Below are 16845 nucleotides of genomic sequence, written 5' to 3'. Positions count from 1 at the left end.
TAGATGAGAGAAAACTTTATTCTCAGACAACTCTTAGAATCAGCAACTTTCTTGCAATGGAAGGGATTATACCGGAAGAGCGATCAAAAATTCCGAACCCTGTCCGGGAACGGAATGGACTTCTAAAACCCCTTGGTGCTTTTGGACAACAATTTGATGGGCAATTGATAATCCCAAGCCAGTCCCTTTGCCAACAGCTTTTGTGGTAAACAGATGGTCGAAAATTTTGGTTTTCAATTCCTCAGGGATTCCCACCCCATTATCTTTAATCCCAATCAGAACACTTTTATTTTCTGAGATGTATTGAGTTTGAATCCGAATACAAGCTGTTTTAGCGACCGATAAGTCTTCAATGGCATCAATGGCATTCGCTAAAAGATTCATAAAGACTTGATTGAGTTGTCCGGGAAAACATTTGACTAATGGTAACTCACCATATTCTTTAAGAATTTGAATTTCCGGGCGATTGCCATTGGCTTTTAAACGGTGTTTGAGAATCAACAAGGTACATTCAAGACCATCATGAATGTTAAAAGGGACTTTGGTATCAGTGTCGGCGCGGGAGAAAATCCGCAAGCTAGTACTGATATGGCGAATGCGATCGGTTCCCAGTTTTAAAGAGTCAATCAGTTTGGGAAAATCTTCCCGCAGGTATTCGAGATCTATCGCTTCGAGTTGAGCTAAAATTTCAGCACCAGGGTGGGGAAATTTTTCTTGATAAAGGTCAATCAGGTGAAAGAGATCGCGAAGATATTCTTGTGTTGGTTGTAAATTACTCGCAATAAAGCCCACAGGGTTGTTAATTTCGTGTGCCACACCCGCCACTAAATTCCCCAAAGCAGACATTTTCTCATTTTGAATAAGTTGGAGTTGCATCTGCTGCAAGTCGCTCAGAGAATGTTCGAGTTGCTCGGCGTAGCTTTGCATTTGCAGGTAGAGGTCTTGGGATTTTTGATAGAGGCGAGCGTTTTCTAGGGAGATGGCGGCTTGGGAAATCAGAAGGTTCAGCACTTGCAATCTCTCGGAGGTAAAGGCTCCAGTGGTCAGAGAATTCTCTAAGTACAAAATTCCAATTAACTTTCCTTGATTGAGGACGGGAGTACACAACAGACTCTTGGGTTTGTATTGATTGAGGTAGGGGTCGCTGACAAAGGAATTTTCCGCAACAGCATCATCAATCACTAAAGTTTTGAGCGTGTTTTTGACGTAGTTAATCAGGTGAAGGGGAACTTCCAAACAAGACTCAACAGGAATTGATTGCAGAATAATTGGGCTCCCGGAAAAGGTCGCAAGCGCCTCAACAACCAAATTGTTGCCATGAGGTAACATCAAAGCACATTTTTTGGCTCCGGCGTTTTCCATGACAACTTGCATCAATTTATCGAGTAACTTGTCCAATTCAATTTCGCTTGCTAGAGTTTGTGAGGCTTCGATCACACTCGTCAAATCGAGTTGTTCGGAAACACTGCTACTACTTGAGGGTATTAATGATGTCGTTCCACCGGACACTGTAAGTGTATCGCTAGAATTGAGAAGATTTGTGTCCGGTTGTAGAATGGAGTCAAGTAAATGAGGATAGCGTTTTTCTAAGTCAGAAACTTTTGCGTTTGCACTCCACCGAGCATAGCAATAGTAGGCATGGGTCATATAATCTTGAGCAACTCTTTGTTTCCCCCATTCGAGGTAAAAGCGAGCAGCTAATTCCCGAGCGAGAGCTTCTTCATTAAGGTACTCATTCTCCTGAGCTAGAGAGATAGCGAGATCGTACATCTCGATCGCTTCCGATTTTTGCTTGAGCACTCGATGTCTTTCTGCTTCCACCAAATAGAATTTGTGTAGATAATTCATCGGTGCATGATGCGCCCATTTCTGTAATTTTTCCTGATTGATACGTACCTTCTCAAGAATCATCTGTTGTTCTTGCTCTGGGGTTTGAGGGTAAATTGCCAGTCGCGAGAGTGAATCGTAAAAATAGATAAGTACCGTGACGATTTGTCCTGTGCTAGTATTGAAATAGTCTTCTACTAACGCTGCATATTCTAAAGCTTGCTGATATTCTCCAAATAGATAACATAGATGAAGTTTGCTGAAATAAAAAAATAAAAACCCCAATTTATTGTTACTTTTTTGGAAAAGTGGCAGTATTGTTTCTTCATCAAAAGATTCACCAGATAATAGGCAGGGATTGTCAGTTCTTCCTAGTAAATTCAGAACGATTTGTCGAAACACGGAAGCGCAGCCTAACGAAATCTCTTGTTTGAGTTGACGAATGGTATGATTGTAGGATGCCATTTCGGATTCTAGTAGGGTGAGTTCCCTGCCAATGCAGTATGAAGTGTAAGAATGCATTTGAAGAGAAAAAGCGGCAAATTCTAAATCACCCGTTTCTAAAGCTACAGAATAAGCTTCTAACAAAGGTGATAAAACTTGTCGGGGATGGTTTTTCCAATGCCCGATCATGCCATAAAATGTTTGAATCACTTTAGCTTTCACTTCTTTGGCATTAAACTTTGCCCATAAATTTAAAGCCAGTTTGCCATATTGATATCCTTGCTCTATGTCTTCCATTATCCCACCCAATATTAACCCATAACACAAGTATGCAAAAGCTGATAAAGGAGCATTGCCATATTGGAGTGACAAATTGACCTGTTTTAACAAAATAAGTGGCAATAATTCAGGGACTGCATGATAGGAGTAGGTGATGATAAGTGATAGGATACGTAGAACTGCTAAGAGCGTGACGTCCGTCATTTCCGGTAGATGAATTAAATCTTCAATCGACTTTTCTTTCAAATTGACAGTGAGTTCTAACTGAGCTTGCTCGAGATCGGACTTCTTGGGATTCACGGGCAATTCTTGTCCCAACATTTTCAGGACGCTTAAGGCTGTATATACAGCTTCTCGAGGTTGATTTTGTGCTCCTAAAGTCATAATTTTGACTTCATAAACTTTGACTTTATCGAGCACGCCAGCCGCTTTTTCTAACACAATATCTGCCAATTGTGTCACTTGTTCAAAGTGGCCCGCCAAGTATGCTACCTCTGCTGCTTCTTGATGCAAGATGAGGGTTAACTCGTAATGAGTTTCCCAAGAATGATTTCCCAGAAGTTGCATGGCCGTCGTTAAGTGTTTGTAAGCATTTGTGTAAGCCGTGGCCGTTTTGGCTTTTTGCCCTGCTACCAGATTTAATGATGCTAAATTCTCTCGCTCGTTTGGAAGAGTGATTAATTCTAAACCTGCATTGAATTGATTGACAATTTCAAAGATTTTCTCTTCTTGTTGTGATTTTGGCGTCTTGCTTAACAGCAGTTGCCCAATTTTCAGGTGCGTTGCTTGTTTTTGGTCTTGAGGAATTAACGAATACGCTGCTTGCTGTACTCGGTCGTGAAGGAATTTATAGTTGGCTAATGGCTCATCGCTTATGGTTAATTGTGCGGAGCGATCTGCTATAAGTGGTTGATTGTACTCGCCTTCGTTTTGATAAAACTTATAAACTTCTGTTATGGGAATCACCAATCCTTCCTCTAGCGCTTTCCACAAATCGGCAGATGTCTCACCTAGCGATTGTTCGCAGACAATTGCCAGAGTTGCCAAATCAAAAGAGTTGCCAATACAGGCTGCTAATTGCAAGAGCGATTGCGTGGCTAGAGGCAATTTCTGCAATTGTCTGACCATAAACTCCACAACATCCTCGTTCGTAGCTAACATCTTCACTCCCGTCAGATCGCACTCCCAAGTACCGAGTTGATAGTCAAAACTCATCAAACCTTCATCGTAGAGAAACTTCAGAAATTGATTGCTAAAGAATGGATTGCCTTGCGTTTTTTGATAAACAAGTTCTGCTAAAGGTTGGGCGAGTGGTCTCGAACAACTCAGGGTATCGGCAATCAATTCGTTGATGTTGCTTAGACTTAGGGGTGTTAAGGTGATTGTCTTGATACTCGTCTTAACATCTTGTAAAGTCAGCATCAATGGATGTGTACTCGAGACTTCATTATCTCGGTATGCTCCTATCGTCAACACATAGCGTGTCTCTGTGATTAATAGCTGTATCAATTTCAGTGATGCTTGGTCTGCCCACTGCAAGTCATCCAAAAATATCACTAAAGGATGCTCAACAGTTGCAAACACTTGGATGAATTGTTGAAACAGTAAGTTAAAGCGGTTTTGTGCGGCGGTTGCTGATAATTCTAAGACCGGAGCTTGCTGACCAATAATCTGTTCGAGTTCTGGAATCACATCAATCAGAATTTGACCATTTTCACCCAAGACTGAGATGATTTTATTTTTCCAAACCTGTAATTGTGCATCGCTTTCTGAGAGGATTTGCCCCATCAAATCTTGCAATGCTTGCACAAATCCTGAGAGGGGAAGGTCGCGTTTGTATTGCTCGTACTTACCTTTGATAAAGTAACCTTGCTGTTTGGCAATGGGTTTGTGAATTTCGTTCACAACAGCCGTTTTCCCAATCCCAGAAAAACCCGCTACCATTACAATATTCGATATTCTTGATAAAGTATTTGTGAGTTCATCTGTTGCGAGTTGTTTTGCCTGTGGACGCGCTACCCGTGCAAATGCCTCAAGCAATATTTTGACTTCCTTGTCGCGTCCGTAAAGTTTCTCCGAGATCAGAAAGCGATCGCATATATCTCGTTTTGCTAGTTCAAATGTACCAATTTTGCCTGTTTGTTTCAAGCTCTCGAGGCACATTTCCAAATCATGTCTCAGCCCAAAAGCACTTTGATAGCGATCTTCGGCGTTTTTTGCCATCAGTTTATTGACGATGGCAGAAACAGTTGGGGAAATTGTCGGAGCGATGTGATGAACCAGTGGTGGAGTTTGGGCAATATGAGCGTGAATTAACTCCATGGCGTCATTGCTTGCAAAAGGTAATTGTCCTGTAAGCATTTCAAACAATGTCACCCCCAACGAGTAAAAATCACTGCGGTAATCAATCCCGCGATTCATCCGTCCGGTTTGTTCTGGCGATAAATATGCTAAAGTCCCCTCTAACACATTGGGACACGTTAGAGTTTGAGTTTCTCTTGGCAGTAGAGAGGCGATACTGAAGTCAATCAGCTTGACTTGCTTTGTCATCGGATGAATCAGGATGTTGGCTGGTTTGATATCTTTGTGAATGATTCGAGAGCGATACAATCCTTCCAACGCGCTCACTATTTGAATCGCAGTTTCCAGAAATTCATCAACAGACCCCCCATAACACGGATGCTGGTTGTCACAGACATAATTCTTTACATAATCCTTTAAAGATATACCCCCAAAATCCTCCATCACCAAAACGTAGCTGTTCTTATAGCGTTCCAAACTATACGTTTTAATTACACCTTCTAAGTTAAGATTTTTGGTGATGACGAACTGATTGCGGAATTGTATGAGTTCTCTAAAGTTAGGATACTCACTCCGCATTCTTTTAATAATAACTGGTTGCCGATCTACTTCCCTAATCCCTCGATAAACTACAGTTTTATGACCTGAGTATATTTGTTGAGAAATAAAATAACCAGTCAAATTCACCATAGCTGCCTCTATCAAATCCAATTTTTTTCTGCCCATACAAACTTATTCTTCCCATTGATATAGTGAAATTACCAAGTACAACGCACAAATTTGGTTTTCAAAACGAGCAAAAGCGCTGACTGCTACGGTTGGAATATCAACCCATTTTTGACAGGAACTCTTGTTCTTAGCGGTTCGGATGGTACTTATCTCTTCGGGGACATCTCTATCTGGACAAAACATTGGGGGATTGAAATCGCGGCTATACAAGTTAAGTCAGCCTGTACTGACTTCATACTTACCTCAACTGAGTCCCGTATGATGTACTAAACAGCCTTTAAAGCCTTACCCTCGAATCAATATATTCATTGGGAATGCGTTCGCGAAGCGTGCTGGAGGCAATCGCTTTCCTTAAACGCTTTTGTGACTCCAGGCAGAAGAAAATTGAAATACCTTACACTATATAATACTTAAAACTCCCTGTAGATGTAAAAGTATGTCTGGGTTTTCTTTTATATATGCCGATCGCTCTCTTGATAAAGTTGCTTACATAGAAATCGTGTTTACCTTAAAAAAATAGCAGCGTCAAATCGTACTTCAATCTTACGATAAAAATTTTACAGCTATTCCTAAGTGTAGTATTTTTCCTGGCTACACCTGCAATGGGAGCCCAATATCAAGGAAAGGATATTGATGGCAGAAAGCTACCTGCCACAGTCTACTATGGGGGTACTGGTGGAGTGTAAATTAGCTTGAACCAACAAGAATTTAATAGTTTTTTCAGCGTTTAAGGTAAAGCGATCGCAAAAGTTATACTAAGTCTTTTTTGTATACTTAATTATATTTTTTTAAAAAAAATTAAAGAAAAAATAATGTAACCGAAAAATTTTGTAAAGACGCGCCATGGCGCGTCTCTACGTTCAACTTAAATTTGACGACGGTAGCAGGCGAACTCCATTGAAAAAGTTGCCATACCGGAAGTCAGCGATCGTAAGGCTGTAGAATAGCCAAACATTTTTTCCAAGGGGACTTCAGCCCGAATAACCGAGTCGCCTTGCATGGTTTCAGAACCCAATAGCAAACCACGACGGGATGAAAGATCGCCCTGGACTCTTCCCACAAACTCGTTAGGTGTTTCTACCTCTACAAGCATAATGGGTTCGAGTATAGCAGGCTTTGCTCGGGCAAATGCTTGCTCAAAAGCTTGATGCGCCGCCGACCGGAACGCGAATTCCGAAGAATCAACAGGGTGATAGGAACCTCCTTCCAAAACCACTTTCACCCCAGTTACGGGATAACCTTCTAACAATCCTGATTGCATTGCTTCTTTGAAACCTTTTTCACAAGCAGGAATGTATTCCTTAGGAATCGCACCACCAACAACCTTATTTTCAAACACAAACGGTTCGTCTGAAGGTTCAATTCTGCCAGTGACATGGGCAAACTGACCGGAACCGCCTGATTGTTTTTTGAGTCGGTAGTCGAAACTAGCTTGTTGCAAAATGGTTTCTCGGTAAGCAACTGCAGGCTGTCCCACATAAACCTCAGCATTGTACTCGCGCTTGATGCGCTCAACGTAAATTTCTAAATGGAGCTCTCCCATACCAGAAATGAGAGTGTTATTTGATTCCGGATCTACGCTAACTCGGAATGTCGGGTCTTCCCGTTGGAAACGGTGCAGTGCTTTCGCAAGACGATCTGTGTCTTCTTGCTTCTTGGGAGTAATTGCCAGAGTCATGACTGCTTCTGGAATAAACATTCCTTCCAAAGAAACTTGCATTTCTTCAGAACACAAAGTATCTCCAGAGGCGCAGTCAACACCCAACAGAGCAACAATATCCCCTGCGACAGCAGCTTTGACTTCTTCTCGTTTGTTAGCATGCATCCTCACCATACGACCAATTTGCACTCGCTTTTCTGTTCGGGGATTGTAAACAGTATCACCGGGCTTTAATGTGCCTGAGTAAATACGAGTGTAGGTTAACTGTCCAAAAGACTCTACTGTTAACTTGAATGCTAGAGCAACCAATGGACTGTCAGGTTTGGAATAAATGGGAATCTGAGGTTGGGAATTCCGTTCATTTGTGCGCTTCAGGGCGACGACAAACTTATCTACAGGAGAAGGAAGGTAAAGGGTGACTGCATCCAACAAGTTTTGCACTCCTTTGTTTTTGAAAGCAGAACCCAGTAGCACTGGAACTAGTTCCAGTCTTAGGGTTGCTTGTCGAATAGTCTCCCAAATCAGTTCTTTAGGAACTTCTTCACCTTCTACTAACATGGCTGTCATTGATTCTGAGAACAATGACAAAGCATCAAGCATTTTTTCCCTTGCTTGTTGTGCTTCACCCTTAAGAGTGTCAGGAACTGGATTTTTTACCCAGTTCTCCCCGTTTTCACCCTCATAGTAATTTGCAGTCATTTCCACTAAGTCAATGACTCCGTGAAATTGGTCTTCACTACCAATTGGGTGCTGAAGTAACACCGCATTCAGCCCAAGGCGATCGCGCATTGCTTGCACAACACGAAAAGGGTTTGCACCAGCCCTATCCATTTTGTTGACAAACGCCAAACGCGGAACTCGATACCGCTTCATTTGACGGTCTACCGTAATCGACTGTGACTGTACACCCGCGACAGCACAAAGTACCATAATTGCCCCATCCAAAACCCGTAAGGCACGTTCAACTTCTATCGTAAAATCCACGTGTCCGGGTGTATCAATAAGATTTATTTGGGTATCATTCCACTGACAGGAGGTTGCAGCTGAGGTGATAGTAATGCCATGTTCTTTTTCTAACTCCATGAAGTCCATAATGGCACCTTTGCCACCTCCCCGTACTTCCTCAATATTATGGATTCTGCCAGTATAAAATAGAATTCGCTCCGACAACGTGGTTTTACCAGAATCTATGTGGGCAGAAATACCAATATTGCGGACGCGTTCTCGGGGTTTCATAAACTTCCTTTTTGCAAAATGGACAAATAGCTACTGTCTCAACAGTAACTATCATTATATATTACATTCATACTACAAAAATGTAAAGAGCTACGGTTTGCTAGCGATCGCCATGCATTTCTACAATCGCCCAGTAGGAAAGAGTTGTTTGCTTGACCATACCTGCTAATATGTTGCTCGCAAGCGACTCAAAAGGTATTCCCCTGCAAGAATTGGGGGATAAACAGGCAACAATCCCCTTCGACAGCTTTCCAAACAAGCAATTTCTGTATCGTCGTTTGGATGTGTGAAAAACGCTATCGAGTACCTCGACTGCTTCACCCTATCATCATTAGGAACAATCACCCGATGCTTAGTAGAACAAAACACGTGATTTGTCCACCGTTCCATTAAATCCCCAGTATTAACTATGATAGTATTAGGAATCGTCGGCGCTGCAATCCATTCACCCGTTGCTGTCTGAACTTCTAAACCTCCGACCTCATCCTGAAACAGCAAGGTAATACTGCCATAGTCAGAATGTGTACCCGCACGAACCTGTAGGGGTAATGGTGGTTGTAACAATGGGGGATAGTGCAGCAATCTTAGAGTATGGTTGTGCCGATCGTGGTTAGTGGTAAAAAAATCGAATGGCAATTGCAAAGCGAAAGTAAAAGCTTGCAGCACGCGATCGGCAAGTGTTGTACAAGCCTCATGAAAGTTGAGAATGCAAGCGTAAAATTCCAAGTTATGAACAAATTTGTTACTATCAAAAAATTCTTTGTCTACATTAAAAGCTTCTTTTAAATCGCCTGGTTTATTGGGGTCGAGGCGTTCTCTCCCTACACCAACATAACCACAGTTGCTAAATTCATCACTCCAAGCAAACTGCTGCTTTACTGACAAAGGTAAATTGAAGAAGTCTTTGCTCTGTATGAATACTTGCTCAATCAGGTCTTGAGATATACTACAATTTTGTAAATACATAAACCCAATTTCATGACAAGCTACGTAGATTTGCTCAACTACACTTTGCCTAGCCCTTGCATCATCACTGGTAAAGAGAGAAAAGTCAATGACCGGAATATTATCCATATGACTCGTGAATTTTAGTTTTTAAATTTTAATTGTATTTAACAACTTTTATGTCATGCATTGCTACTCATGAGTAAGCAATTGTCTTAGTAGCAGGAGTACCTCTCCCGCAATACTTTACAATCCCACATCATCCAAAACATTAGATAATAATAGAAACACTAAAGTACGAGTTTCCAAATTTAAAAATGAAACTTATTTTTCAGGCATACAGTGTAGTTTTACAAGTATTAGCAGCAGTAACCTTAGTGACTCCTGCACTTGCAGAAATTGTAAATATTAACCTGCTACAACTTAACGATATCTATGAAATTACTCCTGTCGAGGGTGGAACTCGTGGTGGTTTAGCGCGTGTCGCCACCCTACGAAAACAACTTTACAAAGCCAATCCCCGCACCTACACCGTGTTAGCAGGAGACGCTTTTAGCCCTTCGGCTTTAGGAACTGCCAAAATTAATGGTACACCTCTAGCAGGTCAGCAAATGGTAGCTGTGATGAACGCCTTGGGGTTTGACTATGCGACTTTTGGTAACCACGAATTTGACTTACCCGAAAATCTCTTCTATCAAAGATTGCAAGAATCTCAATTTCGCTGGATTTCCAGTAATGTATCCGCTCGCACCGGACAACCTTTCAAGGGCGTTCCCCGCTCAATAGTATTCAATGTTAAAGGCGATCGCGGTGCTGTGGTTAGGGTAGGATTAATTGGTGTTACCCTCAATAGCAATCAGCCTAACTACGTCAGTTATACCGATCCGATTGCAACAGCCAAACAGCAGGTGATAGCACTAAAGGGTAAAGCTGATATTATAGTTGCCATCACTCATCTATCAATTGAAGATGACCGCAAACTAGCCGAAACTGTACCGGAAATCGACATAATTCTGGGTGGTCACGAACATGAAAATATCCAGCAATGGCGGGGTCGGGATTTTACACCGATTTTTAAAGCAGATGCTAATGCACGTACAGTTTACGTTCACCAATTGAGTTACGATACTATTGATAAAAGTCTTGCAATTAACTCTCGATTGGTACCAATTACCGAAAAAATTCCTGACGACCCAAAAACGGCAAAAATAGTTAAGGAATGGCTAGAACGAGGTTATCAAGCATTTCGTGCTGCTGGTTTTGAGCCAACTCAGGAAATTGGTCAACTGACATTTGCGTTAGATGGTTTAGAATCTAGCGTCCGCAATACATCTACAAAGCTGACAGAGTTAATTGCTGAGGCGATGTTGCAGGAAGTACCTGACGCAGATTTAGCTGTCTTTAATGGTGGTTCCATTCGCATAGATGATGTTATTCCCCCAGGACCAATTACCCAATTTGATGTGATTCGGATACTGCCTTTTGGGGGTAAAGTTGTTGCAATAGAGATCGATGGTGCGCTTTTGCAAAGAGTCTTGGATCGAGGACAAGCTAATAAAGGTACTGGTGGCTATTTGCAAACAGCTAAAGTAAGCCAGCAAGCCAATTCAAAAAATTGGTTGGTTCAGGGTCAACCTCTTGACCCCAAACGCACTTATAAAATCGCTATCAATGACTTCTTAATTAGCGGTAAAGAAAAAGGGTTGGACTTCTTAAATCTTCAACAACCGGGGATTAAACTGATTGCCGAAAAACGGGATATTCGATTTGTCATGATTGACCGATTAAAGCATCAAGCAACTTCTAGCAATTTGCTAAAATCAGACAGTTTAAATTATCCATAATTTACAGCAAATTCCGATGTTATGAGGTACAATAACAGCACTTAGTGAACCAATTTTTTAAATGTTGAGGATTCATCAAGTCGAGAGCAACAGAGATAACTTTATCAACCATTTCGGTTGTAGTTGGAGAAAAAGTACGTAAAAAAGATTTAAGTTGTGACCACCATAATTCAATGGGATTAAAATCAGGAGAATATGGAGATAAACACAAGACTTTTGCACCTACAGATTCAATCATTGGTTCGATTGATGCTAGTTTATGTGCCGGTAAATTATCCATAACTACTACTGCTCCCGGCCATAATTGAGGCAATAAGAACTTCTCAATAAATCCTTCAAAAGCTAGGCTATCCATTGAGTTATTTATTGTCATTAATGCCACAACTTTTTTAAGACTTATTGCTCCAATCACCGTAACTTTTGCTCCCCGGTAAAATGGCTTCATTTCATATACTCTTGTTCCCTTTTGTGAACGTGCATGCGTTCTTGCTAAACCCAGTATTACCCCTGTTTCATCTAAAAATACCAAGTTTTCTGGCTCTATCTCCTTGACTTTTTCCCAATATTCTACTCTGAGTTTTTGAACTCTTGGAGTTGCTGCTTGGCTACTCCGCAATGTTTTTTTTTGCGATTTAATCCTAATTTTTGTAAAGAACGACACATTGCCGTCTGACTCACCCAATTACCTGTCTTTGCCGCAAATAATTCACAGAATTCCACTATTGTTGCATCCGGATTCTCTGACACTAGTTCTCTTAACTCTAATTCCGCATTTGTCAGATGACTAAATCGTGGCTTACCCGGTTTTAATGGTTGTAAATTACCATGACTTTTTTGTTGCTTTACTAGCTTTTGTACTAAACTTTTGCTCACTGCAAATCTGAGTGCTACTTGACGAATCGAGATTTTTTCCTCAATATGCGCTGCCACTATTTTTTCTCGAATATCTACTGAATATGCTTTCATGACAGTATTATCTTTTGATTTTATTAATACTAACTGTACCTCATAACATCGGAAACTGCTGTATTTGTTCATGCCACATCGGTCACAAGTAACCTTGAAGAAGGCTCAACTTTGAAAAGTTAGCGACAAATTCGTACCAGGGCGATCGCTTCATATGACTTGAGAACTGTACAGCCGTATTTTTTATTTTCTTATTTGTTAGTTTGTTACAACTTCAGAGTTATAGCAATCCTAAATGAAATATAAAAATAAGAGTGAAAACTGCTAATAGCTAATAGCTAATGGCTAATGGTCAAAAAGCCATTAGCTATTAGCAATCAAAATTTTTTACAAATGATTTAGGATTTCTATATGCCTTCAACACAATGAGTAAATAACACCTAAAAATGTAGTATTTTTGTAACACGAGTGTTTAATTTTCTGTTACGATGCTACTGATACCTTGTACTCAGCGAAGTCCGTACTTATATGCGAATTGAACCATACGAAGATAGTCAGCTTGATGCCGTCAAAAGTCTTTCGCTTCGGGCATGGGCTCCAGTCTTTGATTCGATTGAGAAAGCGATGGATATTGAGGTGTACCGCTCATTTTATCCTGAGGGTTGGCGTTTAAGTCAGCTTCATGCTGTCGAGTCCGTCTGTGTAGAAGCAGACATGAAAGTGTGGGTTGCTATCGACTCTGATTCAACCGTGGGTTTTATAGCCGTGAAGCTCTACTCAGAGAGTAGAATGGGGGAAATTTACATGATTGCCGTCGATCCAGACTATCAACGTCGAGGTATTGGCACCGCTCTAATGGAATTTGCTCTTGATTGGATGAAAGTTGCTGGAATGTCTGTTGCTATGGTCGAGACTGGAGGTGACCCCGGTCATGCTCCAGCACGTTGTGCATATGAAAAGCTAGGTTTCAGGTTGTTACCCATCGCTAGGTACTTCAAGAAGTTATAGCTGCACTCGGGTTTAAAAATGCTCCGAGCGATTGTCACGTCCGTATTTGAGTTGAGCCTTTGATATTAGAAATCGTCTAGTGGAACTAGCTCGCAAACTTAACTGGGATGACATGGAAGCACGACGACAGCGAGACAACCAAATCAAAGGGGAATTCTACAGATGAACAAATTTTTGGGTTAGATAAGAGACCTACAAAATGAATGTGTTCTGGTAAATTCAAACCCACCAACTTGCTGGCAAATGATGGCTAGTTGAGAATACAGATCCTGGAATATGGCACTACGCTTCAAAGCTTATCTAGAGGTTTCCCCTAGTTTTACCCGATTGTGACCTAAATTAATAGTTCAATAATAGTTTCAAACATGTCACAATCTCTATGAGTAAAATTATCATGTTAATTGGTTCAGTCATGGGTGGTGTTGGCACTATACTTAGTGTTGCAGGCATAGTCAATGGACTGAATACTCGTTCTTTCGTCAGTCAAGCAATACCAGCACAAGGGACAGTCGTCAATTTAATCAGACGCTTCTCAACTGATAGTGATGGTGAAGTTTCCGAGCTTTACTATCCAATGGTTAGATTTACCACAAAATCTGGACAAGAAAGGATATTTGAATCTAATACAGGTAGCTACCCACCACGATTTTCTCTAGGTCAACAGGTAGAAGTGTTATATAATTCTCAAAATCCCAATTCTGTCAATATTAATTCTTTTTTTAGTCTTTGGGGAGTGACATTTGTTTTGACTGCTTTAGGATCGGTTTTTCTGGTTATTGGGGGATGTTTAATAATCATACCGTTGACAAAGAAGGGGCTTTTTACACAGGCTAAGTATCAAAAGTAATTAAACCCAAAATGCTGTTGCTGTAACAAAAAGTCTGGCGATCGCATTAAACAGCAGATGTAAGAGTTTTATATAGAATTTCGATATTGATTTACGATAATATGTTTCTGTAGTCTCTATCTCAACAAAAGGTGTGTTGTGTCACAGAGAACAGTAATGCCCCAATTACGAAGAGAATTAGGGGTGATGGGTGCAACGATGATGGGACTGGGCTCGATTATTGGTACAGGTGTATTTGTAAGTATAGGCATATCTGCTGGAATTGCTGGACCTAGCGTTATACTTGCACTGGCGTTAGCTGCTTTCGTTGCCACTTGCAACGGTCTAAACAGTGCTCAGTTAGCTGCCAATCATGCTGTCAGTGGTGGAACTTATGAATACGGCTATAAGTACCTTAATCCTTGGTTTGGTTTTACAGCAGGCTGGATGTTTCTCTTAGCCAAAACTGCTTCAGCAGCCACGGCTGCATTGGGTTTTGCTGGCTACTTACTGACTACTACCAATCTTATAGGTAGTGGCTTTTTCGTTCCTACGGCTTTAATAGCTGTGGCTATTCTGACTCTAATTGTTCTAAGTGGGCTTCGGCGCTCTAACCTGATTAATATCATCATTGTATCGATAACGCTGCTATCTTTATGTTTCTTTGTGGTTGTTTGTTTGCCAAGTGCCATCGAGAATAGTGCTAAAAATCTTACACCTTTTTTTACGGGAAATACTGCATCCTTACTCCAAGCGACTGCGCTCATGTTTGTAGCTTACACGGGTTATGGTCGCATTGCCACAATGGGTGAAGAAGCAAAAGAACCGCGAAAAACTATTCCCAGAGCGATGGTTGTCACCTTATTGCTGACGATGCTGCTTTATATAGCAGTGGCGGTGGTTGGTATTGGAGCAGTGGGAGCAGATGTTTTAGGCAAGGTCACTCAACAAGTTCAAGCTGCACCGCTTGAACTTGTTGTCCGCAACGTTGTAGGTTCAAGCGGTGGTGTAGTCTTAGCTCTTGGAGCCATGACTGCAATGTTAGGCGTGCTGCTGAATTTGATTCTAGGATTGTCTCGCGTGGTATTGGCAATGGCAAGACGCCGAGATCTACCTGGAATTTTGGCAAGGTTGAATAAGTCAGAGACGACACCAGTTTGGGCTGTGTTGGTTGTTGGCATTGCGATCGCTCTTTTGGTTCTGATTGGAAATGTAAAAACGACTTGGTCTTTTAGTGCCTTCAGCGTTTTAATTTACTACGCCGTCACTAACTTGGCAGCACTACAACTACCTCCCCAAGAACGGCTCTATCCTAAATGGTTAGCTTGGGCGGGTTTGGCTTCCTGTGCTTTCTTAGCTTTTTGGGTAGAACAACAGATTTGGTTAGTAGGTTTAACGCTCATTGCTGTTGGGCTAATCTGGCGTGTCATTGTAAGATTACTAACTACAGACTAGTACAGACGGATCTGGTTAGTTTAATCTTTGCTATTGCACCCCTCATAATGACTGCCTTCAATCCTGAAACTAGTTACGAAGATTTGTGGTTAGACTATGAGGGTGTAACCCACGCTAAACTCTATGAAGATTTGGTCGGCAGCTTTTTAGGAAATTCCCCTTGGCAATTCAATGAATATTGTTTACCACAAACGTCTGATTTTCAAAAATGGATATATCACAACATGGTTGTAGATGATATTTACAAGGGGTTACTTACAAACATATTCTCAGAAATTTATAAGATTGTTGTAGCGCTTAATATTTAGAATTTTTGCACGGGTGCAGCTTTATGACCGCAAATTTACAACCAGGGGATCGCTTTATAAATGCCGAACTGCCGAATCACAAAAATGAACTGGTGAAGCTTTCCGATTTCACTCAGCCCAGCCTGATGGATCGTCACATGGGTTTTACCGACGGTTACCCGTTGATTGTTGTCTTCTATCGAGGCTTCTTTTGTCCTAGAGATCGAGAACAGCTTTCCCAGTTAGTACGGTTTCAAAGTGAATTGGCAGTCAATTACGGCTCCTTGGTAACAATTAGTGTGGACCCGCCTCTAGTTCAAGCTGCTTTCCGGGCTGGATTGGGAGCACAGTGGTCGTTTCTATGTGACGAGAAACGCGAACTGATAAAGCAAATTAATATTTTAGATAGCACGGAAGGTGAGTATGCCTATCGCGCTCAACCTTATACTTTTATTTTGCGTCCCGATTTAACCATCTACAAAATTTACAACGGTTGGTTCTTTGTCGGGCGACCAACACTTGAAGAATTGCGGCACGATTTGCGGGCAATTATGGAGACGCGCTCCGATTACCGCTATGAAGCTTACGATACCGACCAAGTCAAACAAGTTCGCATCCCCCAACAAGAATGGTTGAATGGTGGACCACCATTGGGAGCCAATGGAAGAACTGTGTTGCAAGGAACTGTACGTTGGTTCGATCTCAAAACGGGCAATGGTGCAATTGGCAGAAATGACGGTGGTGAAGATGTCTTCTTCAACTTCACCGCTATTCCAGGAGAGGGATACCGTACCATATCAGCTGGTACGGCTGTCAAATTTGAGTTAGCCCAAAGCCAGTTTGGTTGGGTAGCTCGCAACGTGCGATCGATGTAGAGCAAAGCTTGACTGAGAGAAAAAATTTACTTTTGAAATGCGATAGCGTAAGCGCTAAGGGCTAAAGCCCTATCGCTCTTTTCCAAGAGCATAATTTACCAAGCTTTCATTTAAGTAGAAAGGCGCAAAAAAACCGAAGTATGTAACGAAAAGTAAAGTTGCCTAAAAACCTCTTCCCTTCTGCCATCTGCCCTCTGCCATCTGCCTTGTCATGACGATAATT

General features: G+C 41.5%; 11 protein-coding genes. 6 read left to right on the top strand and 5 right to left on the bottom strand.

The features are described from left to right. Positions 1-66: 66 nt before the first annotated feature. From HC643_RS02420 to HC643_RS02410, 3 genes are all read right to left on the bottom strand, one after another. On the bottom strand, positions 67-5577 hold the full coding sequence (locus HC643_RS02420) for a trifunctional serine/threonine-protein kinase/ATP-binding protein/sensor histidine kinase (protein WP_237265816.1): 5511 nt from the start codon (positions 5575-5577) through the stop codon (positions 67-69). Between the two features lie 868 nt (positions 5578-6445). Then, positions 6446-8476: an elongation factor G gene (gene fusA / locus HC643_RS02415; RefSeq protein WP_038074113.1), complete on the bottom strand. Its 2031-nt coding sequence runs from the start codon at positions 8474-8476 to the stop codon at positions 6446-6448. 165 nt (positions 8477-8641) lie between these two features. Next, the gene (locus HC643_RS02410) at positions 8642-9550 is read right to left on the bottom strand and encodes an isopenicillin N synthase family dioxygenase (RefSeq protein WP_038074110.1); all 909 of its coding nucleotides are present in this window, start codon (positions 9548-9550) and stop codon (positions 8642-8644) included. Between the two features lie 188 nt (positions 9551-9738). On the opposite strand from HC643_RS02410, the gene HC643_RS02405 reads away from it, so the two are divergent. Next, complete coding sequence (locus tag HC643_RS02405; protein WP_038074107.1) at positions 9739-11265, top strand: bifunctional metallophosphatase/5'-nucleotidase; 1527 nt, start codon at positions 9739-9741, stop codon at positions 11263-11265. Positions 11266-11284: 19 nt separating this feature from the next. On the opposite strand, the gene HC643_RS40715 is transcribed toward HC643_RS02405, so the two are convergent. Beyond that, on the bottom strand, positions 11285-11881 hold the full coding sequence (locus tag HC643_RS40715; RefSeq protein WP_202048575.1) for an IS630 family transposase: 597 nt from the start codon (positions 11879-11881) through the stop codon (positions 11285-11287). After that, positions 11833-12231 (bottom strand): helix-turn-helix domain-containing protein, encoded by a 399-nt coding sequence (locus tag HC643_RS40710; protein ID WP_038092057.1) that lies wholly within the window; start codon positions 12229-12231, stop codon positions 11833-11835. Before HC643_RS40710 ends, HC643_RS40715 begins: the two co-directional genes overlap by 49 nt. Before the next feature lie 468 nt (positions 12232-12699). Between HC643_RS40710 and HC643_RS02395 the strand changes: the two genes are divergently transcribed. From HC643_RS02395 to HC643_RS02375, 5 genes are all read left to right on the top strand, one after another. Next, positions 12700-13179 carry a GNAT family N-acetyltransferase gene (locus tag HC643_RS02395; RefSeq protein ID WP_038107251.1) on the top strand — a complete coding sequence of 160 codons (480 nt, stop codon included), beginning with the start codon at positions 12700-12702 and terminating at the stop codon, positions 13177-13179. Positions 13180-13558: 379 nt separating this feature from the next. Next, positions 13559-14026 (top strand): DUF3592 domain-containing protein, encoded by a 468-nt coding sequence (locus HC643_RS02390; RefSeq protein WP_038107254.1) that lies wholly within the window; start codon positions 13559-13561, stop codon positions 14024-14026. 156 nt (positions 14027-14182) lie between these two features. Further along, a complete protein-coding gene (locus HC643_RS02385) occupies positions 14183-15460 on the top strand; it encodes an APC family permease (RefSeq protein ID WP_038107257.1) in 1278 nt (425 codons plus the stop codon). Between the two features lie 47 nt (positions 15461-15507). Next, positions 15508-15768, top strand: a complete 261-nt coding sequence (locus tag HC643_RS02380; RefSeq protein WP_038107260.1) for a hypothetical protein — start codon at positions 15508-15510, stop codon at positions 15766-15768. Positions 15769-15791: 23 nt separating this feature from the next. Continuing rightward, entirely contained in the window at positions 15792-16622 is an 831-nt protein-coding gene (locus HC643_RS02375) for a cold shock domain-containing protein (RefSeq protein WP_038107262.1), read from the top strand. The last annotated feature ends 223 nt before the right edge of the window (positions 16623-16845 follow it).

The organism is Tolypothrix bouteillei VB521301, assembly GCF_000760695.4.
GTDB lineage: Bacteria > Cyanobacteriota > Cyanobacteriia > Cyanobacteriales > Nostocaceae > Scytonema > Scytonema bouteillei_A.
Note: the sequence above shows the minus strand (reverse complement) of the source record. Positions and strands in the feature narration are given on the sequence as shown.

What these genes read in the sequence shown, in the direction of transcription:
- HC643_RS02420 (WP_237265816.1), bottom strand. Translation starts at nt 5,577, where the DNA reads ATGGGCAGAAAAAAATTGGATTTGATAGAGGCAGCTATGGTGAATTTG.
- fusA (WP_038074113.1), bottom strand. Translation starts at nt 8,476, where the DNA reads ATGAAACCCCGAGAACGCGTCCGCAATATTGGTATTTCTGCCCACATA.
- HC643_RS02410 (WP_038074110.1), bottom strand. Translation starts at nt 9,550, where the DNA reads ATGGATAATATTCCGGTCATTGACTTTTCTCTCTTTACCAGTGATGAT.
- HC643_RS02405 (WP_038074107.1), top strand. Translation starts at nt 9,739, where the DNA reads ATGAAACTTATTTTTCAGGCATACAGTGTAGTTTTACAAGTATTAGCA.
- HC643_RS40710 (WP_038092057.1), bottom strand. Translation starts at nt 12,231, where the DNA reads ATGAAAGCATATTCAGTAGATATTCGAGAAAAAATAGTGGCAGCGCAT.
- HC643_RS02395 (WP_038107251.1), top strand. Translation starts at nt 12,700, where the DNA reads ATGCGAATTGAACCATACGAAGATAGTCAGCTTGATGCCGTCAAAAGT.
- HC643_RS02390 (WP_038107254.1), top strand. Translation starts at nt 13,559, where the DNA reads ATGAGTAAAATTATCATGTTAATTGGTTCAGTCATGGGTGGTGTTGGC.
- HC643_RS02385 (WP_038107257.1), top strand. Translation starts at nt 14,183, where the DNA reads ATGCCCCAATTACGAAGAGAATTAGGGGTGATGGGTGCAACGATGATG.
- HC643_RS02380 (WP_038107260.1), top strand. Translation starts at nt 15,508, where the DNA reads ATGACTGCCTTCAATCCTGAAACTAGTTACGAAGATTTGTGGTTAGAC.
- HC643_RS02375 (WP_038107262.1), top strand. Translation starts at nt 15,792, where the DNA reads ATGACCGCAAATTTACAACCAGGGGATCGCTTTATAAATGCCGAACTG.